The 23,053-nt window shown below is 70.8% G+C and carries 21 protein-coding genes; 18 read left to right on the forward strand and 3 right to left on the reverse strand.

The features are described from left to right. Positions 1 to 3: 3 nt before the first annotated feature. Positions 4 to 1,386 (reverse strand): YfcC family protein, encoded by a 1,383-nt coding sequence (locus ACVGV2_RS09225; RefSeq protein WP_459165934.1) that lies wholly within the window; start codon positions 1,384 to 1,386, stop codon positions 4 to 6. A 444-nt stretch (positions 1,387 to 1,830) separates the two neighbouring features. On the opposite strand from ACVGV2_RS09225, the gene ACVGV2_RS09230 reads away from it, so the two are divergent. After that, complete coding sequence (locus ACVGV2_RS09230) at positions 1,831 to 2,364, forward strand: MarR family winged helix-turn-helix transcriptional regulator (RefSeq protein ID WP_459165634.1); 534 nt, start codon at positions 1,831 to 1,833, stop codon at positions 2,362 to 2,364. A gap of 54 nt (positions 2,365 to 2,418) precedes the next feature. Here the strand turns inward: ACVGV2_RS09230 and ACVGV2_RS09235 are convergent, their stop codons facing one another. Further along, complete coding sequence (locus ACVGV2_RS09235; protein WP_459165635.1) at positions 2,419 to 3,906, reverse strand: aldehyde dehydrogenase; 1,488 nt, start codon at positions 3,904 to 3,906, stop codon at positions 2,419 to 2,421. Positions 3,907 to 4,123: 217 nt separating this feature from the next. Here ACVGV2_RS09235 and ACVGV2_RS09240 point away from each other — a divergent pair, with 217 nt between their 5' ends. From ACVGV2_RS09240 to ACVGV2_RS09300, 13 genes are all read left to right on the forward strand, one after another. Next, entirely contained in the window at positions 4,124 to 4,642 is a 519-nt protein-coding gene (locus ACVGV2_RS09240) for a cupin domain-containing protein (RefSeq protein WP_459165636.1), read from the forward strand. Positions 4,643 to 4,672: 30 nt separating this feature from the next. Then, on the forward strand, positions 4,673 to 5,623 hold the full coding sequence (locus tag ACVGV2_RS09245; protein WP_459165637.1) for a PDR/VanB family oxidoreductase: 951 nt from the start codon (positions 4,673 to 4,675) through the stop codon (positions 5,621 to 5,623). A 20-nt stretch (positions 5,624 to 5,643) separates the two neighbouring features. Next, positions 5,644 to 5,889, forward strand: a complete 246-nt coding sequence (locus ACVGV2_RS09250) for a recombinase-like helix-turn-helix domain-containing protein (protein WP_459165638.1) — start codon at positions 5,644 to 5,646, stop codon at positions 5,887 to 5,889. After that, positions 5,886 to 6,944, forward strand: a complete 1,059-nt coding sequence (locus ACVGV2_RS09255; protein ID WP_459165639.1) for a Rieske 2Fe-2S domain-containing protein — start codon at positions 5,886 to 5,888, stop codon at positions 6,942 to 6,944. Before ACVGV2_RS09250 ends, ACVGV2_RS09255 begins: the two co-directional genes overlap by 4 nt. A 17-nt stretch (positions 6,945 to 6,961) precedes the next feature. After that, positions 6,962 to 7,897, forward strand: coding sequence for a VOC family protein (locus ACVGV2_RS09260; RefSeq protein WP_459165640.1), 936 nt, complete (start codon positions 6,962 to 6,964; stop codon positions 7,895 to 7,897). Positions 7,898 to 7,905: 8 nt separating this feature from the next. After that, positions 7,906 to 8,676, forward strand: a complete 771-nt coding sequence (locus ACVGV2_RS09265; RefSeq protein ID WP_459165641.1) for an aspartate dehydrogenase domain-containing protein — start codon at positions 7,906 to 7,908, stop codon at positions 8,674 to 8,676. Further along, positions 8,673 to 9,512: an alpha/beta fold hydrolase gene (locus tag ACVGV2_RS09270; RefSeq protein ID WP_459165642.1), complete on the forward strand. Its 840-nt coding sequence runs from the start codon at positions 8,673 to 8,675 to the stop codon at positions 9,510 to 9,512. Before ACVGV2_RS09265 ends, ACVGV2_RS09270 begins: the two co-directional genes overlap by 4 nt. Continuing rightward, positions 9,509 to 10,264, forward strand: a complete 756-nt coding sequence (locus ACVGV2_RS09275; RefSeq protein WP_459165643.1) for a 3-oxoacyl-ACP reductase family protein — start codon at positions 9,509 to 9,511, stop codon at positions 10,262 to 10,264. Before ACVGV2_RS09270 ends, ACVGV2_RS09275 begins: the two co-directional genes overlap by 4 nt. Positions 10,265 to 10,323: 59 nt before the next feature. Beyond that, the gene (locus ACVGV2_RS09280) at positions 10,324 to 11,112 is read left to right on the forward strand and encodes an SDR family oxidoreductase (protein WP_459165644.1); all 789 of its coding nucleotides are present in this window, start codon (positions 10,324 to 10,326) and stop codon (positions 11,110 to 11,112) included. A 150-nt stretch (positions 11,113 to 11,262) separates the two neighbouring features. Then, entirely contained in the window at positions 11,263 to 12,951 is a 1,689-nt protein-coding gene (locus tag ACVGV2_RS09285; RefSeq protein ID WP_459165645.1) for a thiamine pyrophosphate-binding protein, read from the forward strand. 15 nt (positions 12,952 to 12,966) lie between these two features. Continuing rightward, positions 12,967 to 13,680, forward strand: a complete 714-nt coding sequence (locus tag ACVGV2_RS09290; protein WP_459165646.1) for a dienelactone hydrolase family protein — start codon at positions 12,967 to 12,969, stop codon at positions 13,678 to 13,680. Between the two features lie 81 nt (positions 13,681 to 13,761). Beyond that, positions 13,762 to 15,141, forward strand: a complete 1,380-nt coding sequence (locus tag ACVGV2_RS09295; RefSeq protein WP_459165647.1) for an MFS transporter — start codon at positions 13,762 to 13,764, stop codon at positions 15,139 to 15,141. Between the two features lie 95 nt (positions 15,142 to 15,236). Further along, the gene (locus tag ACVGV2_RS09300) at positions 15,237 to 16,583 is read left to right on the forward strand and encodes a DUF2252 domain-containing protein (RefSeq protein WP_459165648.1); all 1,347 of its coding nucleotides are present in this window, start codon (positions 15,237 to 15,239) and stop codon (positions 16,581 to 16,583) included. Between the two features lie 75 nt (positions 16,584 to 16,658). On the opposite strand, the gene ACVGV2_RS09305 is transcribed toward ACVGV2_RS09300, so the two are convergent. After that, on the reverse strand, positions 16,659 to 17,477 hold the full coding sequence (locus ACVGV2_RS09305) for a bifunctional allantoicase/(S)-ureidoglycine aminohydrolase (RefSeq protein ID WP_459165649.1): 819 nt from the start codon (positions 17,475 to 17,477) through the stop codon (positions 16,659 to 16,661). 173 nt (positions 17,478 to 17,650) lie between these two features. Here ACVGV2_RS09305 and hutU point away from each other — a divergent pair, with 173 nt between their 5' ends. From hutU to hutI, 4 genes are read left to right on the forward strand one after another with little or no spacing between them, the layout of a single operon-like run. After that, complete coding sequence (gene hutU, locus ACVGV2_RS09310) at positions 17,651 to 19,327, forward strand: urocanate hydratase (RefSeq protein ID WP_459165650.1); 1,677 nt, start codon at positions 17,651 to 17,653, stop codon at positions 19,325 to 19,327. A 23-nt stretch (positions 19,328 to 19,350) separates the two neighbouring features. Continuing rightward, positions 19,351 to 20,571 (forward strand): allantoate amidohydrolase, encoded by a 1,221-nt coding sequence (locus ACVGV2_RS09315; RefSeq protein WP_459165651.1) that lies wholly within the window; start codon positions 19,351 to 19,353, stop codon positions 20,569 to 20,571. Beyond that, on the forward strand, positions 20,568 to 21,878 hold the full coding sequence (locus ACVGV2_RS09320; RefSeq protein WP_459165652.1) for a formimidoylglutamate deiminase: 1,311 nt from the start codon (positions 20,568 to 20,570) through the stop codon (positions 21,876 to 21,878). The genes ACVGV2_RS09315 and ACVGV2_RS09320 overlap by 4 nt, the downstream gene beginning before the upstream one ends. After that, positions 21,875 to 23,032 carry an imidazolonepropionase gene (gene hutI, locus ACVGV2_RS09325; protein WP_459165935.1) on the forward strand — a complete coding sequence of 386 codons (1,158 nt, stop codon included), beginning with the start codon at positions 21,875 to 21,877 and terminating at the stop codon, positions 23,030 to 23,032. The genes ACVGV2_RS09320 and hutI overlap by 4 nt, the downstream gene beginning before the upstream one ends. The last annotated feature ends 21 nt before the right edge of the window (positions 23,033 to 23,053 follow it).

Here is a 23,053-nt window from a genome sequence, read left to right on the forward strand (position 1 = left end):
CGATCACCCGTTCCAGAGCGTGATCTGGGCGTAGACGGTGAAGCCCGCTGCGATGAGGATCCACAGCAAGAACAGCGGGAAGAAGAAGCGGACCCACTTGTCCCACCGCACTCCGGCCAGGGCGAGCGTGGCCATGAAGTAGCCGGATGTCGGGTACAGGATGTTGCCGAGGCCGTCGCCGAGCTGGTAGGCGAGCACGGCGGTCTGGCGGGTCACTTCGAGCACATCGGACAGTGGGGCCATGATGGGCATCGTGACCAGGGCTTGCCCGCTGCCGGACGGGACGAGGAAGTTGAACCCGAGCTGTGCGAGGAACATGCCGACAGCCGACAGGACGGCCGGGAAACCACCCACCAGGTTGCCCAGGCCGTGCACCAGCGTGTCCATGACCTGGCCTTCTTCGAGCACTACCGCAACGGCGCGGGCCACGCCCACGATCATCGCACCGACCAGCACTTGGCCGAGGCCCTTGTTGAAGGCCTCGCAGATCTGCGTCGCGGTCAAACCCGCGAGCACACCGGCCACGATGCCGATGACGATGAACAGGCCGGACATCTCCACCATGAACCAGTCCTGGGTGAGCACGCCCCAGACGAGCACGCCGAACAGGACCAGCGTGGCCGCACCCGCCGTCTTCTGCCGCGGCGAGAAGGTCAGCGCGCTTTCGGCCAGCGAGTGCCGGTAGAGCTGCTGCTTCTCGATCTCCGCGGCTTCACCGCGCACCAGGCTCCGCTCGGGATCGGCCTGGATCTTCGAGGCGTAGCGCATGACGTAGGCGATGGCGGTGCTGACGAGCGCTACCAGCACGACCAGCCGCAGCGGGACGCCGGAGAAGACCGGAACCCCCGCGATCTTCTGCCCCAGGCCGGTGTTGACCGGATTCAGCACTCCGGCCGTGAATCCGGCACTGGTCGCGCACAGCGCCACCGCGGCCGCGGTGACCGAGTCGAATCCCAGCGCGATCAGCAGCGGCAGGATGACCGGCACGTACACCAGCGCCAGTTCCTGGGTGCCGATGAGGCTGGCGATGACGGCGAACAGCACCATGAGCACGGGGATGACCAGGATGCGCCGCTCGGCGAAGCGGCGGGTCAGCTTGTCCACGGTGGTTTCGATGATCCCGGTTTCGCGGATGACCATGAACATGCCGCCGATGACGAAGGTGAAGAACACGACTTCGGCTGCCGCGATGAAGCCGTTGGGGATGGCCGTGATGAATCCGACCGGGCCCACCGGAGCCGACTCGATGAACCGGAAGGAGTCGGGGTCGATGGCGGCCTCCCCGTCGGGGCCCGGAACGCGGTCGTACTGCCCGGCGGGAACGAAGTGGGTGGCGATGGCGGCGAGCGCGCTGAAGGCGAAGAGAATGACGTAGATGTGCGGCATCCGGAACGACTTCTTCACTTTTCGCGGCGCCGTGGCCGAAGCGTCGCTTCCCTCGTGCACTGCTGCACCGTCCTCAGGTCAGTAGCTCTGCGAGCGACTCGCCCGCGCATTGTTCCGTGATGTGGAAATCGGATTCCGAAAGCCAAGTCGGAGTGTGGGTACGCCCCGAGTTGTCGTCAAGGAGACAAACATGAGAAATATTCGCGAGGTGTCTTCCGTGGTGCCGCCACCAGGTATCTCAACAAGTTGTTGAGAACTAGATTGGAAACTGTCCATTCTGCCGAGAGGCCTACCGGGCCAGCCGGATGGCGGTCCCGCGCATCCTTCGCGGGACCTGTCCCCGCGCGAGGCGCTGGAGGTCGTAGCCACGGCGGCACCGCTCGTTCGTTTAGCGCTGTTATTCTTACTGCTCAGTACTTCTCCCGGACTCGGAGGGTGAGCACAGTGGCGCGACGGAACGGTGCGCGGCCGGACGCCGTGGACTTCATGATGGAGGAGTGGCGTCGGGAGTGCCCCGAACTCGACGCCTCCGCCATGGCCGTCCTCGGGCGCCTGCACCGCACGTACTACCGGTACCAGGAGCAGTTGACGGAGGTCTTCGCCTCCTTCGACCTGACCATGTCGGGGTTTTCCATCCTGGCCGCGCTGCGGCGCGCGGGCAGTCCGTTCCGCCGGACCGCAGGGGAACTGGCCGACGCGAACCTCGTCACCACGGGAGGGATCACCCAGCGGGTCGACAAACTGGAGCGAGCGGGTCTCGTGCGGCGGGAACGGGACCCCGACGACCGTCGCGTGGTCTACGTCGACCTGACCGAACAGGGGCTGGACGTCATCGACAAGGTCAGCGCCGCGCACTTCGCCAACGAGCGGCGGATGCTCGCCGGACTCACCGAGACCGAGCAGGACCGCCTCGCCGACCTGCTCAGCAGGCTGGAGACGTCGCTGGACCTCGCCGCCGTGCGGGCGCGCGCGGAGTGAACCGCCCGCGCCCGCACCGTCCGGTGACCGGCGGGCCCGCTGCGGCGGGAGGAGCTACTGGGCCCAGGGGACGGGGCTCTCCTCCAGCCCCCAGTACAGGCTCTTCTGGCGCATGTAGGAGCGGATCCCGTCGCGGCCCTTCTCGGTGCCCAGCCCGCTGTCCTTCATGCCGCTGAACGGGGTGGAGATGCTGAACTGCTTGTAGGTGTTGATCCACACCGTGCCGGCGTCGATGCGCCGCGCGACGCGCCAGGCGCGTCGGTAGTCGCCGGTCCAGATCCCGCAGGCGAGCCCGTAGACGGTGTCGTTGGCCTGCTCGACGAGGTCGTCCTCACCGGTGAACGGCAGCAGCACGCCCACCGGTCCGAAGATCTCCTGCTGGCAGGTCTGCGCATCGTTTCCCAGGCCGGCGAGCAGCGTCGGCGGGTAGTAGGCACCGCGGGTCAGCTCGGGCTCGTGCGGAGCTGCGCCGCCGCACAGCACGTCCGCGCCCTCCTCGCGCGCGCGGTCGACCAGTGCCGCGACCCGGTCCCGGTGCTCGAAGGTCGCCAGCGGGGCGACCTGCGTGCTCGGATCCGTGCCGGGGCCGAGTCGCAGGCGGCGGGCACCGTCGACCAGGCGCCGGGTCATCTCCTCCCGGACGCTCTCGTGCAGGAAGATCCGCGAGCCGGCGATGCAGCTCTGCCCGCTGGAGGAGAAGATCCCGAAGAGGATTCCCGCCGCGGCCTGGTCCAGATCGGCGTCTGCGAACACGATGGTGGGCGACTTGCCGCCCAGTTCGGTCGTGACGGGCATGATCTTGTCGGCGGCGATGCGGCCGATGGCGCGGCCGGTGTCGGTGCCACCGGTGAACGACACCTTGCCCACCAGCCGGTGCCGGACGACGGCGTCGCCGACCGTGTGCCCCTTGCCGGGCAGCACTGACAGCAGCCCGTCCGGCAGTCCGGCGCGCTGGATGAGCCGCGCGAGCGCCAGCGAGATCAGCGGTGTGGCTTCGGCGGGTTTGAGCAGCACGGCGTTGCCGGCGGCCAGGGCAGGGGCGATCTTCTGGGCGTCGCTGGCGATCGGCGAGTTCCACGGCGTGATCGCACCGACGACGCCGATCGGCTCGTGCAGGCTCATCGTCAGGTGCGCTCCGCGCGGTTGGGGCAGTGAGCCTTCGGCCGTCTCCAGCGCCGCGGCGCAGAAGCGGAAGGTTCCGGCGGCGCTGGAGACGAGGGCGCGCGTCTCGGCGAGCGTCTTGCCGGTGTTGCGCGTTTGCAGCAGCGCGAGCTCGTCGGCGTGGTGCTCGATCAGGTCGCCGACGCGGGTGAGAACACGCGCTCGTTGGTGCGGGAGCATCTCGCGCCATGCCGCGTCGTCCGCGGCCGCGGCGCCGGCGCGGGCCGCCTCGTCGACATCGGCCGCGGAGGCCGCGCGCAGGCGCGCGAGGGGGCTCCCGTCGGAAGGGTCGACGCAGCGCAGCACTTCTCCGCCGCCGGGCGACCAGCGTCCGGCCACGAGGATCTCGTCCTGCGGTTGCGTGACTCCCGATCCCGCCACGGCGCACCTCCTGTTCGTCTCCAGCCACCCCGAATGCTTTACAACTAAATGAAAGACCCCATCGGTGTCGAGTGGTTCGCTCAAGTCGGATCGTTCTTGACCGAGAAACAAGCCTGCGGAATCAGGGTTTCCTGTTGCGGGGGTTGCCCGGCTCTCGGCGTGGTGCTAAAAACACTTACCAATAGCTCACTTAGAGCTAAATTATTAGGAGGTAGCCGTGAGCGTCACTGAAACCAGCACCGCCGACCTGGAAGCGCTGATCGACTCCTGCATCGCCAGCCGGGCCTCCCGGCACGAGGACTGGGACACGCTCGCCTTCCAGGCCAAGGCCGGCGAGGAGTTCCGGCGCGCCCAGGTCCGCTACATCGGGTCCGGTGCCACGGGAAACCACGAAGGCGACGGCGCGACGTTGCCGTCCGAGCACTTCACCTTCTCGAACATGCGCCTGCCGGTGGGCGCGGTGGGCCCCGAGCACACCCATCACGACGTGGAGGAGGTCTTCTACGTCCTCGAGGGGACGTTGGCGGTCACCGTGCACGACGTGCACGACGGAACGAAGACCGCGACCCGTGAACTCGGTTACCGCGATCTCGTCCGCGTGCCCGCCGGGGTGCCGCGCAGCCTCCGGTGCATCGGGGACCGCGACGCCCTGTTCTGCGTGATCATCGGTGCGCAGAAGCCGCAGTTGCCGACGTATCCGACGACCTCGCCGATGCACGGCGTCACACGCGACTGAACCGGATGTGAAGCGAGCGGGGTGACGATCATGTCCCGGACGTTGCGCGTGCACCGCACGACCTTCAAGGCCGATGGTGTGGTGCAGCTGGACCTGCGCGATCCGGAGGGGCGGCCGTTGCCGGAATGGTCGCCGGGCGCCCACCTGTCCCTGCACCTGCCGAACGGTCTGGTGCGCGAGTACTCGCTGTGCGGAGATCCGGGGGAGCGCGACACCTGGAGCGTGGCGGTGCTGCGGGAGCTGTCCTCGCGCGGCGGCAGCTCCTGGGTGCACGAGCGGCTCACGGCCGGCACGCTGGTCGAGGTCGACGGGCCGCGCAACGCTTTCGAACTGGAGCCGGCCCAGCGCTACCTGCTGATCGCCGGCGGCATCGGCATCACGCCGTTGCTGGCGATGGCGCGGGAGCTCGCGCGCGGGCGGGAAACGTGGAGCATGCTCTACTGCGGACGCTCGCGGTCCGGTATGGCCTTCCTGCCGGAGCTGCACGACATCGGCGAGCGCGAAGTGCGCGTGCGCGCCGATGACGAGAGCGGCGGACCGCCCGACCTGGCGGCCGAACTGTCCGAGCTCGCACCGGCAACCCTGGTGTACTGCTGCGGTCCGGAACCGCTGATCCAGGGCGTGGAAACGGCCCTGCCGCCGGGTGCTGCGCTGCGGGTGGAGCGCTTCCGTGCGCCGCAGGAGGAGAACCCGGCGGAAACCGGCGATTCCAACGGTTTCGACGTGGTGTGCGCCGGATCCGGCGAGAGGGTCCGCGTCGACGCCGGTGTCCCGATCCTGCACGCGCTCGCCGAGGCCGGCATCGAGGTTCCCAGCTCGTGCCAGGAAGGGATCTGCGGCACCTGCGAGACGAAGGTCCTCAGCGGCCAGCCGGACCACCGCGACCACGTGCTCACCGACGGGGAGCGGGATTCGGGCGAAACGATGATGATCTGCGTCTCCGGCTGCCGCTCCACCGAACTCGTGCTCGATCTCCCCTGATCGAACGCTGAGGAGAACACATGTCACCGAAGACACCGCTGAACCTGGAACCGGTGCAGTCCAGGAGCACACCCACCACGAACTACGAGGACGCCTTCGCCGACGAGCTGGAAGCCGTGTACGGGCGCGGCATCCACGAACTGTCCGATGTCGTCGCCGCTTTCAACGAGACGGGACTGCGCCCGCCGGACGGGGCGGAGTGGACGCAGCGCTCGTTCACCGCGGAGCTCGCCCGGCTGGGCGCGAAGGAGGCGGATGCCCGATGAGCGCGCACGATTCGCGCGGCGAAGCCGAGCAGCTCGTCCGACTGGGGCTGCGGGACCGCTGGTACCCGCTGTGCCCGTCCCGGTGGATCCGACCCGGGGAGCTGACCAGGATCGACCGGCTCGGTGAGCAGCTGCTGCTGTGGCGCGACGCCGCCGGGACGGTGCACGTTCAGGAGGACCGGTGCCCGCACCGCGGTGCGCGGCTGTCCCTGGGAGTGCACATGGGCGACCGGATCGCCTGCAACTACCACGGCGTGCAGGTCGACGGGGAGGGCGTTGTGGCGTCCGTCCCCGGAAGTCCGGGATGTGCGCTGGAGGGGCGGTCGGCCTTGCGGACCTTCCCCGCCGAGGAGCGCGCCGGAGCGGTCTTCGCCCGGTTCGGACTCGACGAGCAAGCCGCACCGCCCGCGCTGCAGGTGCCCGAGCCGATCGCCGGAGGGGAGTGGGAGCACTTCCTGGCCTACGTGGAGTGGGACGCCTCCCACCTGCTGTCACTGGACAACCTGCTCGACCCGATGCACGGGGCGTTCCTGCACCGCAACAGCCACACGATGTTCTCGGGCAAGCGAGAGGCGGCGTTCCAGGTCCGAGACACCGACGACGGGTTCGTCTTCGAGAAGACCGACCAGCGCGGGGTCAACTTCGACTGGGCGCAGTGGGTCGACACGGGACTGCAGTCGGTGGTGCTCGAGATCCCGTACCCCGAAACCGCCGGCCCCGGCGGCGGTTTCACCATCGTGGCCTGCGTGACCCCGATCAACGAGACGCAGCACGCGGGTTTCTTCTGGCGCTGCCGCAAGGTCACCGGCTGGCAGCGGGACAGCTGGCGGCTGCTGTACAAGAACCGGATCGAGGCGCGGCACTGGGACGTGCTCGAGCAGGACCGCGCCATGGCCGAGGCGATGCCTGACGACGCCTGGGCGAGGGAGAACCTCTACCAGCACGACATCGCGTTGGTGCGGCTGCGCCGGATGCTGCGGGCCGAAGCCAAGAAGCAGGTCGCAGCACGAGGTGAACACCCCCGGCCCCGAAGCCGCGCAGCGGCCGTCGACTGAGCACTTTGGAGGCAACGATGTACTTCCAGGACGCCGAACCCGTGGTCCGGTTGCGGGCGTTGCGGTCCGTGGGGCTGCGTTCGACGCGGTGCGCCGAAGCGGCCGAGTTCTACCGCGAGGTCTGGGGACTCACGCCCGTCGAGGCGGACGACGGGGTCGCCTGGTTGCGCGGAACCGGTTCTGAGCACCACATCGTCGAGCTCAACCAGGCCGAGCGCAACGGCCTCGGGAAGATCGCCTTCGCCGTGGGAACGCCCCGGGAGATCGACCGTGCCGGCCGCAGGCTCGCCGAGCGCGGGGTTCCGCTGCTGCGGGAACCGGGGCGGCTGGACCAGATCGGTGGCGGATACGGACTGCAGTTCGTCGATCCGGAAGGCCGGTTGGTGGAGCTGTCCTGCGACGTCGAGGCGGTTCCCGCCCAGGACCCGGACGGTTACCCGGCGGTGCCGCGCAAGCTGGCGCACGTCGTGCTCAACACCGTGGACATCGACGCCGCCTGCGCCTTCTACACCGAGGTGCTCGGCATGCGGGTCTCCGACTGGTCCGAGCACCAGATGGTGTTCCTGCGGTGCAACTCCGACCACCACGTGATCGCGTTCAACCAGGCCGAGTGGACGTCGATCAACCACGTGGCCTACGAAATGGCCTCCATCGACCACTTCATGCGCGGGATCGGGCGGTTGAAGCAGAACGGGATCACACCGCTGTGGGGGCCGGGACGGCACGGTCCCGGGGCGAACACGTTCTCCTACTTCGCCGATCCCGCCGGCCTGGTCTGCGAGTACACCTCCGACGTCGCGCAGGTCGACGAGGACGAGTGGCTGTGCCGGGTGTGGCGGCGCACCCCTGAACTGTCCGACCAGTGGGGAACGGCCGGCCCGCCGTCGAAGGACGCGCGCAGTCACATGGCGGGCGTGCCGGACCGGGGCTACTTGGATTGGGTCGGCAAATGAGGGTGGGGATGCTGGGATGCGGTGCCATCGGCGGTGCCGTGGCGCGTGCGATCCACCGCGCGGACGTGCCAGGTGCGCAGTTGACCGGCGTGGTCCACGCGGGCGAGCACGACCCGCCCGACCTGCCGGCCGCGGCGGTGCAGGAGGTGCTGGCGGAGTCGGACCTGGTGGTCGAATGCGCCGGTCAGCGAGCGCTGTCGGAGATCGGTCCGGCGGTGGTCGCCGCCGGTGCCGACCTCCTCGCGGTGTCCACCGGTGCGCTCGCGGACCCGGTGCTGCTCAAGACGCTGCGCGAGACCGGCCCCGGCAGGCTGCGACTGTGCACGGGCGCCATCGGCGGGTTGGACCTGTTGTCCGCGGCGGCAGGTGCGGACGGGCTGGACGCCGTTCGGATCGTGACCACGAAGAAGGCCTCGGCCCTGCTGCAGCCCTGGATGGACCAGGACCTCGCGCGGCGGGTCCGCACCACCTCCGAACCCTTGGAACTGGCGCGCGGACCGGCGAGCGAGATCGTCGCGGCGTTCCCGGCCTCGGCCAACGTCGCCGCTTCCGCGGCCTTGGCCGTCGGCCGCTGGGACCTCGTGACGGCCGCGGTCGTGGCCGATCCGGACGCACCGCGGACCAGCCACGTGATCACAGCGCACGGGCCTGCGGGGGAGTACCGGTTCGAGATCGGCAACCACCCCTCGGCGGAGAACCCGGCAACGAGCGGCGTGGTTCCGCACGCGGTCTTGGACGCCGTCGCGCGGCTCGCCTCGCCGACGGGAGCGTTCGCATGAACCACCGCAGGCGCTCCGCACCGTTCGAACGCACCCGACTGGCCGGTGTGGACCTGGCGATGTCCGGAACCGGTGGCCCGCCGCTGCTGTTGCTGCACGGCATCGGGGGTTGTGCCGACTCGTTCGGGCCGCAGCTGGCCGCGCTCGGCGCGCACCGCCACGTCCTCGCCTGGGACGCGCCCGGCTACGGCGCCTCCCCGGACCTGCGTGGAACTCCGGCCCTGGAGGACTACGCCCAGGTCGTGCTCGACGTCGTCCGCGCCCTGGACGTCGGACCGGTGCACGTGCTGGGGGTCTCGTGGGGTGGCGTGATCGCCCTCCGCGCGGCGTTGCGCGCTCCGGAGGCGCTGCGGTCGCTGGCCCTGGCCGGGTCCTCGCGCGGTTCCGGGCGTTCGGCGACCGCCGCCGCCGCGATGCGCAGGAGGGTCGATGAGCGCACCGAGCGGGGACCGGTGGAATTCGCCCGCCGCAGCGGTCCGCGTCTGGTGGCACCGGCGGCGGACCCGGCGGTCGCGGCGCACGTCGTGGACGTGATGTCCGGGCTGCGGCTGCCCGGCTACGCCAACGCCGCTCGGAGCATGGCGGGTGCTGACCTCTCGGCGGTGCTCGGAGAGGTGGCGGTCCCGACGCTGGTCCTGGTCGGGGACGAGGACGGTGTGACCGGTGTGGACGAGAGCCGCCACCTCGCCGAGGGGATCCCCGGTGCGCGGATGGTGCGGATCGCCGACGCGGGGCATGCCGCGAACCAGGAACGACCGGCCGAGTTCAACGACGCCGTCGAACGGTTCCTGACCGACGTCGACGATCCGGCCGGAGAGACGGGAGGCCTGCCATGACATTCGACCTCGACCATCGCCTGATCGTGGTCACCGGGGCCGGCCGCGGCCTCGGGTTCGCCGTGGCGCGCGAGCTCTGCTCGGCAGGTGCTGCCGTGGTGATCGCCGAACGGGACGCCGAGCTGGCCGCCGGCGCCGTCCGCGAGCTGGCCGCGCACGGTACACCGGTGCACCGGGTCGACACGGACGTCGCCGATCCCGACTCGGTCGCGCGCCTGGCGGCGCGCACCGCCGATCTCGGCGGTGCCTCCGCGGTGGTCAACAACGCGGCACTGGCCGACGGCGTGGGCGGGAAGTACTTCTACGAACTCGAACCGGACGAGTTCGAGCGGGTGCTGGCGGTCAACCTGCGCGGCAGCTGGCTGGCGGCCCGGGCGCTGTACCCGCAACTGCGCGCGAGCGGCAACGGCCGGATCCTCAACCTCTCCTCGGACGTGGCCTTCTACGGGCCGCCGCGACTGGCGCACTACGTGACCTCCAAGGGCGGGATCGTGGCCCTGACCAGGGCGATGGCGCGCGATGCCGGGCCGGACGGGATCACCGTCAACGCGGTCGCGCCGGGGATCACCGAATGCGAGGCGACCGAGAGCATCCCCGCCGAACGCCACGAGCTCTACCGGCGAAACCGGGCACTGCCGCGCCCGCAGCAGCCGGCGGACCTGGTGGGAGCGGTTCGATTCCTGCTCTCGGACGCGGCCGACTACATCACCGGCCAGACACTGCCGGTGGACGGCGGATTCGTCTGCCGCTGAGCGTTGCGCCCGGCCGGCGCGCCGGCCGCGGTCAGCGGAATTCCAGTGCGGAGGGTGCTATGGACCTCGGATTCACGGGCAAGAGCGTGGTCGTCACCGGGGGAAGCTCCGGAGTCGGTCTCGCAACGGCGGCCATGCTGCTGGCCGAAGGCGCGAACGTGGCCGCGTGCGCGCGCGACGCCGAGCGATTGCGCGCGGCGCTCGAGGAGCTCCCGCGCGCGTGCGGTGCGCAGCTGCACGTCCAGCAGTGCGACGTGCTCGACGAGGCCCGAACGCGCGGTTTCGTCGAGGCGGCAGCGCACGAGTTCGGCGGGCTCGACGGAGTGGTGAACAACGCCGGACGTTCCCTGCTGGCCTCGTGGGACGAGACCAGCGGGCAACAGTGGAGGGACGAACTCGACCTCAAACTGTTCAGCGTGCTCAACACGGTTCGCGCCGCGTTGCCGGCGCTGCGCCGTTCGCACGCCGGGGCGGTGGTCAACGTGAACGCGATCCTCGCCCGCCAGCCGGAGGCGCATTTGGCGGCGACCTCGGCGGCGCGGGCCGCACTGCTGAACTTGACCAAGACCCTGTCCGGTGACCTCGCGCAGGACGGGGTGCGGGTGAACTCGGTGTGCCTGGGGCTGATCGACACCGGTCAGTGGAGACGCAGGTACGAGCAGTCCGGCACCGAGCTCGACTGGCACCGCTGGAGCGCCGAACTGGCGCGGAACCGCGGAATTCCGCTGGGGCGTCTCGGTCGAGCGGAGGAGGTCGCCTATGCCGCGGTGTCGCTGCTGTCCCCGCGCGCCTCCTACATCACCGGATCGGACATCGACGTGGGAGGCGGTATCGCACGGCACGCCTGACCGGCGCACGGCAGCGACAGGGCACGACAGCGCAGGGTGCGGCCCCGGCAGGACGCGGCAGCGACAGAGCACGGCAGCGGCAGGGCACGGCAGCGGCAGCGCACGGCATCCGCGGGCGTGCACACGACCGAGACGACGAGGACGGTTGCGATGGAACAGGGAACCGGCGGCGACCTGCTGGTGCGGGTCATGCGGGACAACGGCGTCGACACCGCGTTCGGCGTGGTCAGCGTGCACAACCTGCCGCTGGTGGAAGCGGTCGCGCGCGAGCTGCGGTTCGTCCCGGTGCGGCACGAAGCCGCCGCGGTCAACGCCGCTGACGGCCACGCTCGCGCGGGTGCTGGCATCGGCGTCGCGCTCACCAGCACCGGCACCGGTGCCGGCAACGCCGCGGGAGCGATGGTGGAAGCGCTGTCCGCGGGGAGCCGGGTGCTGCACGTCACCGGGCAGATCGATTCGCCCTACCTGGGGCAGGGGCGCGGGGTCATCCACGAGACCCGCGACCAGCTCGGCATGCTCGCGGCGATCTCGGGCTACGCCGGGACGATCCGCAAGGCGGAGGAGGCGGAGTCGGAGCTGCGGCACGCCGTGCGGCAGGCCTGGACGGTACCCGGCGGACCGTCCAGTGTGGAATGGCCGATCGACCTGCAGTACGCCGAGCAGCGGATCGAACCGGCTCCCGCGGAGCGCGGCGCCGCCGTGGCACCACCCGACCCGGAGGCCGTGCGGCGCGCGGTGGATCTGCTGCGCTCGGCCCGACGGCCGGTGCTGTGGATCGGTGGCGGAGCGGTGCACGCCGGACAGCAGGTGCGCGAACTCGCGGAACGGCTCCAGGCGGGGGTCTTCACGAGCAACTCCGGACGCGGCGCGGTCCGGGAGGACCACGCGCTGGTGATCGGGAACTTCGCCACCAGCCCGGCGGCGGCGAGCTTGCTGGCCGATGCCGACCTGCTGGTCTCGGTGGGGACGCGGTTCAGGTCGAACGAGACCAAGCACTACGGGTTGCGACTGCCGGGCAGGCACGTGCAGATCGACGCCGACCCCGCCGCGATCGGCCGCGTGTACCCGGTGACGGCCGGAGTGACTGGCGAGGCCGGCGAGGTGCTGCGGACGTTGCTGCAGGAGCTCGACGGTGCTGCCGGCGGTGGTGAGCAGCGGGCTGCCGGCGGTGGTGAGCAGCGGGCTGCCGGCGGTGGTGAGCAGTGGCGCTTTCGCGTGCTGGACACCAAGAACGCAGTGCGCACCCGGCTGCGGGCGGCGATCGGCCCACAAGCGCGGATCTGCGACGAGCTGCGGGCCGCACTTCCGGCGGAATCCGTGATCGCGCGCGACGTCACCATCCCTTCCAGTCAGTGGGGGAACAGGTTGCTGGAGATACCGCATCCCGCGGTGAACGTGTTCCCGGCGGGAGGCGGCATCGGGCAGGGGCTCGCAACCGGCATCGGCGCCGCACTGGCCCGGCCGGAGGTGCCGACGCTCGTCCTCGCCGGCGACGGCGGCATCCAGGTGCACCTCGGTGAGCTGGCGACGCTCGCCGAGGAGCGCCCGTGGCTGGTGCTGGTCGTGTTCAACGACGGCGGCTACGGCGTGCTGCGCAACATGCAGGACCACCACACCGGCGCGCGAGCCGGAGTGGACCTGTTCACGCCCGACTTCGCGAGGCTGGCAGCCTCGTTCGACCTGCCGTACTCGCTGGTCAACCGCGTCGACTCCTTCGCCGAGGTGTTCGACGAGGCGGTCGAGAGCAACGGGCCGTACGTGGTCGAGGTGGACATGACCGCACTGGAACCCGCTCCCGAGCCGTTCATCCCTCCCGTGCACGTCCCCGCGAACAGCTGAGCAGGAGTGCCCGCCATGAGCCCCGAACTCGCCACCCACCACCACGAACACCACCACGCGCACGGCCCGGCGAACCGCAAGCGGTGGATCATGCCGACAGCAGCGCCGCTGTTCGTCCGGCAGCCGACCGGCCAGCCGCGGGCCGCTGTGATCGTGCTGCACGACGCGCGCGGTCTGGACGAAGACGTCGAACAGCGCTGCCGCCAACTGGCCGGTTTCGGCTACACCGCCGCGGCCCCGTACCTGTACTACGAGAACGGCGGCAAGGAGTTCCGGCCGGACGACGAGGAGACCGCCGTCGCCGCGATGTCCGTGCTGTCACCGCACGATCTGGACGCCGACGTCTCGGCGGCCGTCGCGCACCTCGAGGAGAAGGCGGCGATCCCCCCGGCGCGCATCGGTGTCCTCGGTTTCGGCCTGGGCGGTTACCTCGCCGCGCGCGCCTGCGCGGTGCACGCGCTGGCCGGTGCCGCAGCCGTCGACCCGTGGGTGGACGAAGCTCTCCCGTGGCACGGCGTCACCACGACCGCGGAGTTCCTCACCGAGCTGCGGACTCCGTGGCTGGGGATCGCGACGCGTGCGGGCCTCTCCGAGCGCGGCGCCCTGCGCACCGCCGCTGGGCGTTCGAACGGCATGGCCGACGTGCACGCCCCGTCCGAACCGGCGGCCGGCTCCGCGGAGCTCGGTGGCTGGGACGAGGCGGTGCGGTTCCTGCAGTCCCGTTTCTGACACTTCCGTTCCGCTCGTGTTCCCAGCGGTACCGGCGCCGCTGCACACGACGCACCCGTACTCCTTGGCAGGGGAGGGCTCATGACGGTTCCACCACCGCAAGAACGTGCCGCCATGCGGCAGGACATCGCCGCACGGCTGGAACGGTTGCCGGGGTCGCGCTGGCAGACGAACATCCGGGTGCTGATCGGCACCGTGACGTTCTTCGAGGCCTTCGACCAGATGCTCGTGTCCTACACGCTGCCGTTGATCGAGCAGGAGTGGTCGCTGACCCCGGCGATGCTGACGTTGACGGTGACTTCGGGCTCGGTCGGGATGCTCCTCGGAGCCCTGGTCTGCGGAATGCTGGCCGACAGGTTCGGGCGCATTCGCGTCATGGTCGCTGCGATGCTGCTCACCGCGGTGTGCAGCCTGCTGCTGGCCGGTGCCGCGGATTTCACCACTTTCACGTTGCTGCGGTTCCTGCAGGGGGTCGGCATCGGTGGTGAGGTCCCGGTGGCCGCAGCGTTCGTCAGCGAGATCGCGCGCTCCGCGCACCGCGGTCGATTCGTGCTGCTCTACGAGCTGGCGTTTCCGGCCGGCCTGACCTCGGCGGCGGTGATCGCCTCCTGGCTCGTGCCGGTGTTCGGCTGGCGTCCGCTGTACGTGATCGGTGCGCTTCCGGGAGTGCTCGCGTTCATGGTCCGCCACTACGTCCCGGAGTCGCCGAGGTGGCTGGTGTCCCGGGGCGACCTCGCGGGTGCGGAGAAGGCGATGGCCGCGATCGAAGCCGGCGTGCGCTCGGCTTCGCGGCAGGAGCTGCCGCCTCCGGAGCCCGGTGCAGAAGTTCCCCGGCAGGAGTCCCGCGGTCGTGCTCGGGAGCTGTTCGGGCGCCGCTACCTGCGCCGCACGGTCGTGGTGGCCCTGTTGTGGTTCTGCGGGTACTTCGTCAACTACGGCATCACCGCGTGGCTTCCGACGATCTACACCACGATCTACGACGTTCCGCTGCGCACCGCGCTGAACTACACGCTGTTGACCAGCGTGGCCGGTTTCGCCGGCTGCGTGGTGGTCGCGTTGCTCGTGGACCGCATCGGGCGCAAGGCCAGCCTCATCGCGGGTTCCGGCGTCGGTGCCGTGCTGCTCGGAGTGCTCGTGCTGCTCGGGGCGCGAAGCGGCGCGGAGGTCGCGCTCTGGTGCACGCTCACGGCGGTCTTCATCTTCGCGGCGAACCTGTGCCTGTACCTGTACACCGCCGAGCTGTACCCCACGAGCCTCCGGGCCGTGGGCTCGAGCCTCGGCGGGGTGTGCAACCGGCTCGGCGTCATCGTCGGTCCGGCCGTCGTGGGCGGGATGGTGTCGGCGGGCACGGGCCCGGTCGCGGTGTTCGCCCTGCTCGCCGGCGTGGCGGCGGTCGCGGGGGTGGTGGCCCTGTTCGGCGAGGAGACCACCGGACGCTCGTTGGAGGAGCTCTCCTCTTGACGGCGCCGGCGGGGCCGCTCGACGCAACGGGGCACCAGAAGCAGTACGCTGATCCGGGCGGATTGCCGTTCGATCCCGTTGTTGGGGAGGTGCGTATGCCCGAGCTCGCCCGCGTGCTCGACGTCGACGAGCCGGACCGGCGGCGCGGCCACATCGTGAGCACCCTCGTCGAGGCCTTTTCGGACCTCATGGAAGCCGCTCCAGCGGCGTTCCGGAGCAAGTTCCGCAAGATGGCCGCTTCGCCGTTCGCGTTCTACCGCGGCACGGCAGCGCTGTTCTTCGCCGACGTGGCCCGGCTGAGCGATCCGTGGGCCGACGAGCGCACCAGCCGCGTCTGGTTGCAGGGAGATCTGCACGCCGCGAACTTCGGCACCTACATGGACGGTGAAGGCAAGCTCATCTTCGACGTCAACGACTTCGACGAGGCCTACCTCGGACACTTCACCTGGGACCTGCAGCGTTTCGCGGCCAGCGTCGCACTGCTCGGGTGGAGCAAGGCGCTGCCCGACGAGGAGATCGAGCGGTTCGTCCGCACCGCCACGCACGCGTACATCGATCAGGTCCGCCGATTCGTCCACGGTGGACAGGACGCCCTCTTCTCGCTGAACCTGGGTACCACCGACGGGGTGATCCGCGAGGTCCTGCTGGACGCGCGGTTGCGCAGCAGGACGGCGCTGCTCGACCGGGAGACCGTGACCGAGGACTACGACCGGCGCTTCCGCGACGGTGCGGGGGTGCGGCGCCTCGGCGAGCAGGAACGCGGGAGGGTGCTCGCGGCGTTCGAGGGCTACCTGGAGACGATCCCGCAGGACAAGAAGATGCGCGAGGTGGCGTACACGGTCAAGGACGTGGTGGGCCGCAGCGGCTTCGGCATCGGAAGTGCCGGGCTTCCCGCGTACAGCTTCTTGATCGAAGGCGCGAACGAAGCCCTGGAGAACGACATCATCCTGTCGATGAAGCAGGGCAATGTGGCAGCACCCTCGCGGGTGGTGCGCGATGAGAGCATCCGCGGTTATTTCCGCCACCACGGCCAGCGCACCGCGCTGTCGCAGCGCGCGCTGCAGGCCCACGCCAGTCCGATGCTGGGCTACGCGGACATCGACGGTCTCGGCTACGTCGTCGACGAGGTCTCGCCGTACGAGTCCGATCTCGACTGGGGCGAACTCACCGAGCCGGAGGACATCGTTCCGGTGCTGGACTACCTCGGCAGGGCGGTGGCCAAGATCCACTGCGTCTCGGATTCGGACTCGGACCAGACCCTGGTGCCGTTCCAGACCGAGGACGCCATCGATGCCGTCATCGACGGGCGCGAAGAGGAGTTCACGCAGTGGTTGTGGGAGTTCGCGCGCGATTACTCCGACGTCGTCCGCGACGACCACCGCCTGTTCGTCGACGCGTTCCGCAGCGGTGAGATCCCCGGTGTGAGCTCCACCCGCCGCTGACTGACGCGTGGCGGTGCGCACGGGCGCGCCCCGCTCCCCGCCGGTGGGACCGTTCCGGGGAGCGGGGTGACCGGCTCAGGTCAGGCTGATCTGCCGGTTGACGTCCTTGTACAGCAGGTAGCGGAACTTGCCGGGACCGCCGGCGTAGCAGGCCTGCGGGCAGAAGGCGCGCAGCCACATGAAGTCACCGGCCTGGACTTCGACCCAGTCGTCGTTGAGCCGGTAGACCGCCTTGCCCTCCAGCACGTAGATGCCATGCTCCATCACGTGGGTCTCGGCGAAGGGGATCACCGCGCCCGGTTGGAACGTGACGATGTTGACGTGCATGTCGTGGGCCATGTCGTCCGGGTCGACGAACCGGGTGGTCGCCCAGGCGCCGTCGCAGTCCGGCATCGCAGCGGGGGCGATGTCCTGCTCCTGCACGGCGAAGGCCTTCGGCGCGTGGCCCTCCAGCGGTTCGTAGGCCTTGCGGACCCACGTGAACGTGGCGGTCTCGCCGGACTCGTTGGCGACCGACCAGGTGCCGCCGGCGGGGAGGTAGGCGTATCCGCCCGGGGTGAGCACGTGCGTTTCGCCCTCGATGGCGACGTGCAACGTGCCGGTGAGCAGGAACAGCACCGATTCGACGCCGCTTTCCGGCTCCGGTGCGGAGCTGCCGCCACCGGGGCTGACTTCGACGATGTACTGCGCGAACGTGGTGGCGAATCCCGCGATGGGCTTGGCCAGGATCCACGAGCGGGTGCGGTGCCAGCCCGGCAGGTTGCTCGTGACGATGTCGCGCAACACACCGCGCGGGATGACGGTGTACGCGTCTTTGACGATGGCCCGATCGGTCAGCAGCGTGCGCTGGTCGGGAAGGCCACCCTCGGGGGCGTAGTACGCCGGCTCGCTCACGTGGCGACTCCTGTCTGCTCGAGGTTGCGACAGCCACCGCGCGGCCTGCCGGGCGGGGCCGGGGGCGGCGTGTCCTTGCGGCACACCTTAGTGCGCGGAGGGGGGAGTTGACTACCTGTATATACATGACTATACATAGAGCAGCCCTGACGTCCTGGCAGCCGGGAGAGACCATGGTCGAATCACGGACGAGTCCCCACAACCACCGATCGATCCGAGCACCGCGCGGGAGTTCGCTCAGCGCCCGCGGCTGGCAGCAGGAAGCCGCGATGCGGATGCTGATGAACAACCTCGACCCGGAGGTCGCCGAACACCCCGAGGACCTCGTGGTCTACGGCGGAACCGGACGCGCCGCCCGCGACCGGGCGTCCTACGACTCCCTGGTACACACGCTGAGCACCCTCGAATCCGACGAGACGCTGCTGGTGCAGTCCGGCAAACCGGTCGGAGTGTTCCGCACGCACGAGTGGGCTCCCCGGGTGCTGCTGGCGAACTCCAACCTCGTCGGCGACTGGGCCACGTGGGAGGAGTTCCGCCGCCTCGAAGCGCTCGGCCTGACCATGTACGGCCAGATGACCGCCGGCTCGTGGATCTACATCGGGACGCAGGGCATCCTGCAGGGCACCTACGAAACGTTCGGCGCCGCCGCGCGCAAGCGGTTCGGCGGAAGCCTCGCGGGCACGGTCACGCTCACCGCCGGCCTCGGCGGAATGGGCGGTGCCCAGCCGCTGGCGGTCACGATGAACGACGGTGTCGCCATCTGCGTGGACTGCGACCCCAGCCGCATCGAACGCCGCATCAGCGACAGGTACCTCGACACCCGCGCCGGCGATGTCCAGGAAGCGATGCGCCTGACCGCCGAAGCACGCGCGGCGGCTCGCCCGCTGTCCATCGGTCTGGAGGGCAACGCCGCCGAGGTGTTCCCGGAACTGCTCGCCGCAGGAGCACCGATCGACATCGTCACCGACCAGACCTCGGCGCACGATCCGCTGTCGTACCTGCCCGCGGGCATCCCCTTCGCCGACATGCGCGCCGAGGCCGAACGGGACCCCGAGGGGTTCACCCGGGCCGCGCGCGAATCGATGGCCCGGCACGTGGAAGCCATGGTCGGATTCCTCGACGCCGGTGCGGAGGTCTTCGACTACGGCAACTCCATCCGCGACGAAGCCCGCAAGGCCGGCTACGAGCGGGCCTTCGACTTCCCCGGCTTCGTGCCGGCGCACATCCGCCCCCTCTTCGAGGAAGGCCTGGGGCCGTTCCGCTGGGCCGCGCTGTCCGGCGACCCCGCTGACATCGCCGCGACCGACCGGGCCGTTCTCGAGCTCTTCCCGGAGAACGAACACCTGCGCCGGTGGATCGAGATGGCCGGCGAGCGGGTCGAGTTCCAGGGGCTGCCGGCCCGCATCTGCTGGCTCGGCTACGGCGAACGGCACCGCGCCGGACTGCGGTTCAACGAGATGGTCGCCTCCGGTGAACTCTCCGCCCCGGTCGTGATCGGTCGCGACCACCTCGACTCCGGGTCGGTCGCCTCGCCGTACCGCGAGACCGAGTCCATGCGCGACGGCTCCGACGCGATCGCTGACTGGCCGCTGCTCAACGCGCTGCTCAACACCGCGTCCGGGGCCTCGTGGGTCTCCCTGCACCACGGCGGAGGCGTCGGCATGGGCCGGTCCATCCACGCCGGGCAGGTGTGCGTCGCCGACGGCACGGACCTCGCCGCGCAGAAGCTGACCCGGGTGCTGACCAACGACCCGGGCACCGGCGTCGTGCGGCACGTCGACGCCGGTTACGAGCACGCGCGCGACGTCGCGGCCGAACGGGGAGTCCGCGTGCCCATGCAGGAGCAGTGACGGCGGATGCCGAGGAGCGTGCGATGACATCAGCAGATGACTCCGCCGGAGCGGCGAAACTGCTCGCGGCCCTCGACGACGTCGGCCGCGACCGCGCGCGCGGCGGCTACTCGCGCCACGTGTTCACCGCCGCGGAAGCCGACATGCGCACGTGGTTCGTCGAGGAGGCCGAGCGCTCCGGGCTCGCGGTCGAAACCGACCGCAACGCGAACCTCTGGGCCTGGTGGGGCGCCCCCGGCCCGGACGCGGTGGTCACCGGCAGCCACCTCGATTCGGTGCCGGGCGGCGGCGCGTTCGACGGACCGCTCGGCGTGGTCAGCGCGCTCGAAGCGGTGCGCAGGCTCCGCCGCAGCGGCCGCGCACCGACCAGGCCCCTGGCCGTGGTCGCCTTCGCCGAGGAGGAAGGTGGACGCTTCGGCGTTCCCTGCCTGGGATCGCGCTTGCTCACCGGCGGCATCGACCCCGATCGCGCCCGCGGGCTGACCGACGAGGACGGCACCAGCCTCGCCGAAGCGGCCCGGCGGGCGGGGCACGACCCCGAGCGCTTCGGCCCCGACCGCTCCGCGCTGGCGCGCATCGGCTGGTTCGTCGAACTGCACGTCGAACAGGGCAGGGGACTGGTCGACCTGGGCTCGCCGGTCGCGGTCGGCAGCACGGTGCTCGAACACGGCCGCTGGTGCTTCACCGTGTCCGGCCAGGGCAACCACGCCGGAGCCACGGAGCTCGCCGACCGCCGCGACCCGATGGTGCCGTCCGCCGCGGTCGTCTCGGCCGCACGACGCATCGCCGCGGCGGCGGAGGGCGCCCGCCTGACGGTCGGCAAGCTCGTGCCCGAACCCGGCGGTGCCAACGTGATCCCCTCCAGGGTGCGGCTGTGGTTGGACGCGCGCGTGCCCGGGGAGGGGAACACGCGTCCGCTCGTGGCCGAGCTGGCCGCCGCCGCCCGGGACGCGGCCGCCGAGGAGGGCTGCGAGCTCAGCGTCTCCGAGGAGTCCTATTCGGGCAGCGTCTCGTTCGACACCGCGCTGCGCGGCGAACTCTCCGAGGCGCTGGGCGGAGTTCCCGAACTTCCCACGGGGGCGGGCCACGACGCGGCGATCCTGGCCGCGCACGTGCCGGCGGGGATGTTGTACGTGCGCAACCCCACGGGGATCAGCCACGCCCCGGAGGAGTTCGCCGAACCCGACGACGTCGAAGCCGGCGCGCGGGCCCTCACCCGGGTGCTGGAAAGGAATGCTGGATGACGACGACCTACTGGACCTACTGGTGCGAGCACGCGTGGCTGCCGGACGGTCCTGCCTCGGCGGTGCGCCTCGACGTGCGCGAGGGCGTGCTCACCCGCGTCGAAGCCGGAGCACCGCGCAGCGGCACGGAGCTGCCGGGGATGGTGCTGCCCGGCTTCGCGAACACGCACTCGCACGTGTTCCACCGCGCGCTGCGCGGCCGCACCCACCACGACCGCGGGACGTTCTGGACGTGGCGGGAACGCATGTACCAACTCGCCGCACGCCTCGACCCGGACTCCTACTACCGGCTGGCCCGGGCCGCGTACGCGGAGATGGTGCTGGCCGGCTACACCGGTGTCGCCGAGTTCCACTACCTGCATCACGCCCCGTGCGGAGCGGCCTACGCCGAACCCAACGCCATGGGCGCCGCCCTCGTGCAGGCCGCGCGGGAGGCCGGGATCCGCCTGACCCTGCTGGACACCTGCTACCTGCGCGGCGGTTTCGACGCGGACCTCGCCCCGCACCAGCTGCGCTTCGGCGACGGCAGCGCCGAAGCGTGGGCGGAGCGGGTCGACCGGTTCCGGCCCGGCGGCGACGTCGTGCTGGGCGCGGCCGCGCACTCGGTGCGCGCGCTCGACCCCCCGGAACTCGGTGCCGTGGCCGAGTGGGCCGGGAACCGACCGCTGCACGTGCACGTGTCCGAGCAGCGCGCGGAGAACGACGACTGCCTGCACCACCGCGGTGCGACGCCGACGCAGGTGCTCGCCGAGGCCGGTGTGCTGGGACCGCGCACCACGGCCGTGCACGCCACGCACCTCACCGGCGCGGACGTTTCCGCGCTCGCCGGCAGCGGCACCGCGGTGAGCCTGTGCCCCACGACGGAGCGGGACCTCGGCGACGGGATCGGGCCGGCGCGGGAGCTGGCCGATGCAGGGGTGCGGCTGGGCATCGGCAGCGACAGCAACGCGGTCGTGGACGCTTTCGAGGAGGTGCGCGCGGTCGAACTCGACGAACGCCTGCGCAGCGAACGGCGCGGATGCTTCACCGTCGATGAGCTCGCCGCGGCGGGCACCGCCCACCGCGCGCTCGGCCGCAGCGATGTCGGTGCGATCGCGGAGGGAGCGCGCGCCGACCTGCTCGTGGTGGACCTCGGAACGGAGCGCACGGCCGGTGTCGAACCGAGCGGTGTGCTGTTCGCCGCCACGGCGGGCGATGTCCGCTCCGTGCTGGTCGACGGCCGCTGGGTCGTCCGGGACGGCGTGCACCAGCACGTGCCGGACGCCGCCGGCCTGTTGGGAAAGGAGGTGGCACTGCTGTGGCAGTGAGCACGGTGATCACCGGCATCGGTGAACTCACGACGAACGATCCGGAGCACGACGCGCTGCGCGATGCGGCGCTCGTGCTCGACGGCGACCGGGTTGCCTGGACCGGGCCGGCGGCCTCCGCGCCGCCGGCCGACGAGCAGGTCGACGTCGCCGGCCGCGCAGTGCTGCCCGGATGGGTGGACAGCCACACGCACCTGGTCTTCGCCGGGGACCGCACGGCCGAGTTCGAAGCGCGGATGGCCGGCGAACCCTACGCGGCCGGCGGGATCAGCGTGACGACCGAGGCGAGCAGGGCCGCTTCGGACGCGCAGCTCGCCGAGAACCTGCGGCGGCACGTCGACGAGGCCCTCGCCCAGGGCACGACGTGCTTGGAGACGAAGACGGGCTACGGGCTGACCGTGGTCGACGAGGCGCGGATGGCGCGCATCGCCGGTGACGTGGCCGATGACGTGACGTTCCTCGGCGCCCACCTCGTCCCGCCCGGTTCGCAGGCGGAATCGTACGTGGATCTCGTGTGCGGCGAGATGCTCGACGCCGCGGCCGCGCACGTGGGCTGGGTCGACGTGTTCTGCGAACAGGGGGCTTTCGACGAGCAGCAGTCCGCACGGGTGCTGCGTTCGGCAGCTCGGCACGGCCTCGGCACGCGGGTGCACGGCAACCAGCTCGGCTACGGGCCGGGGGTCGCGCTCGCGGCGCGCACCGGTGCCGCGAGCGTGGACCACTGCACGTACCTGTCCGAGTCCGATGTGGAGGCGCTGGCGGGGTCGGACACGGTGGCCACGCTGCTCCCCGCCTGCGACCTGTCCACGAAGCACCCGCTCGCGCCGGCCCGGCGGCTGCTCGACGCGGGCGCCGTGGTCGCGCTCGCGAGCAACGCCAATCCCGGATCGTCCTACACCACGTCGATGGCCTTCTGCGTGGCCACGGCCGTGCTGCAGATGGGGATGTCGGTGCGGGAGGCCGTGTGGGCGGCCACGGCCGGCGGAGCGCGCGCACTGCGGCGGCACACCGGTGAGGGCTCCGTCGGGACGCTCCGGGTCGGCGCGCGCGCTGACGTGCAGGTCCTCGAAGCGCCGTCGATCACGCACCTGGCCTACCGGCCGGGCGTTCCGCTGACCACGTCGGTGTGGCGCTGCGGACGGCGCGTGCGCTGATCCGTCGCGCCGAGAAGCCGC

Source organism: Bounagaea algeriensis (genome assembly GCF_054491375.1).

Coding starts and splice junctions, on each gene's coding strand:
- ACVGV2_RS09225 (WP_459165934.1), bottom strand. CDS start 1,386: ATGCCGCACATCTACGTCATTCTCTTCGCCTTCAGCGCGCTCGCCGCC.
- ACVGV2_RS09245 (WP_459165637.1), top strand. CDS start 4,673: ATGTCCCGGACGTTGCGCGTGCACCGCACGACCTTCAAGGCCGATGGT.
- ACVGV2_RS09250 (WP_459165638.1), top strand. CDS start 5,644: ATGTCACCGAAGACACCGCTGAACCTGGAACCGGTGCAGTCCAGGAGC.
- ACVGV2_RS09255 (WP_459165639.1), top strand. CDS start 5,886: ATGAGCGCGCACGATTCGCGCGGCGAAGCCGAGCAGCTCGTCCGACTG.
- ACVGV2_RS09260 (WP_459165640.1), top strand. CDS start 6,962: ATGTACTTCCAGGACGCCGAACCCGTGGTCCGGTTGCGGGCGTTGCGG.
- ACVGV2_RS09265 (WP_459165641.1), top strand. CDS start 7,906: ATGCTGGGATGCGGTGCCATCGGCGGTGCCGTGGCGCGTGCGATCCAC.
- ACVGV2_RS09270 (WP_459165642.1), top strand. CDS start 8,673: ATGAACCACCGCAGGCGCTCCGCACCGTTCGAACGCACCCGACTGGCC.
- ACVGV2_RS09275 (WP_459165643.1), top strand. CDS start 9,509: ATGACATTCGACCTCGACCATCGCCTGATCGTGGTCACCGGGGCCGGC.
- ACVGV2_RS09280 (WP_459165644.1), top strand. CDS start 10,324: ATGGACCTCGGATTCACGGGCAAGAGCGTGGTCGTCACCGGGGGAAGC.
- ACVGV2_RS09285 (WP_459165645.1), top strand. CDS start 11,263: ATGGAACAGGGAACCGGCGGCGACCTGCTGGTGCGGGTCATGCGGGAC.
- ACVGV2_RS09290 (WP_459165646.1), top strand. CDS start 12,967: ATGAGCCCCGAACTCGCCACCCACCACCACGAACACCACCACGCGCAC.
- ACVGV2_RS09295 (WP_459165647.1), top strand. CDS start 13,762: ATGACGGTTCCACCACCGCAAGAACGTGCCGCCATGCGGCAGGACATC.
- ACVGV2_RS09300 (WP_459165648.1), top strand. CDS start 15,237: ATGCCCGAGCTCGCCCGCGTGCTCGACGTCGACGAGCCGGACCGGCGG.
- hutU (WP_459165650.1), top strand. CDS start 17,651: ATGGTCGAATCACGGACGAGTCCCCACAACCACCGATCGATCCGAGCA.
- ACVGV2_RS09315 (WP_459165651.1), top strand. CDS start 19,351: ATGACATCAGCAGATGACTCCGCCGGAGCGGCGAAACTGCTCGCGGCC.
- ACVGV2_RS09320 (WP_459165652.1), top strand. CDS start 20,568: ATGACGACGACCTACTGGACCTACTGGTGCGAGCACGCGTGGCTGCCG.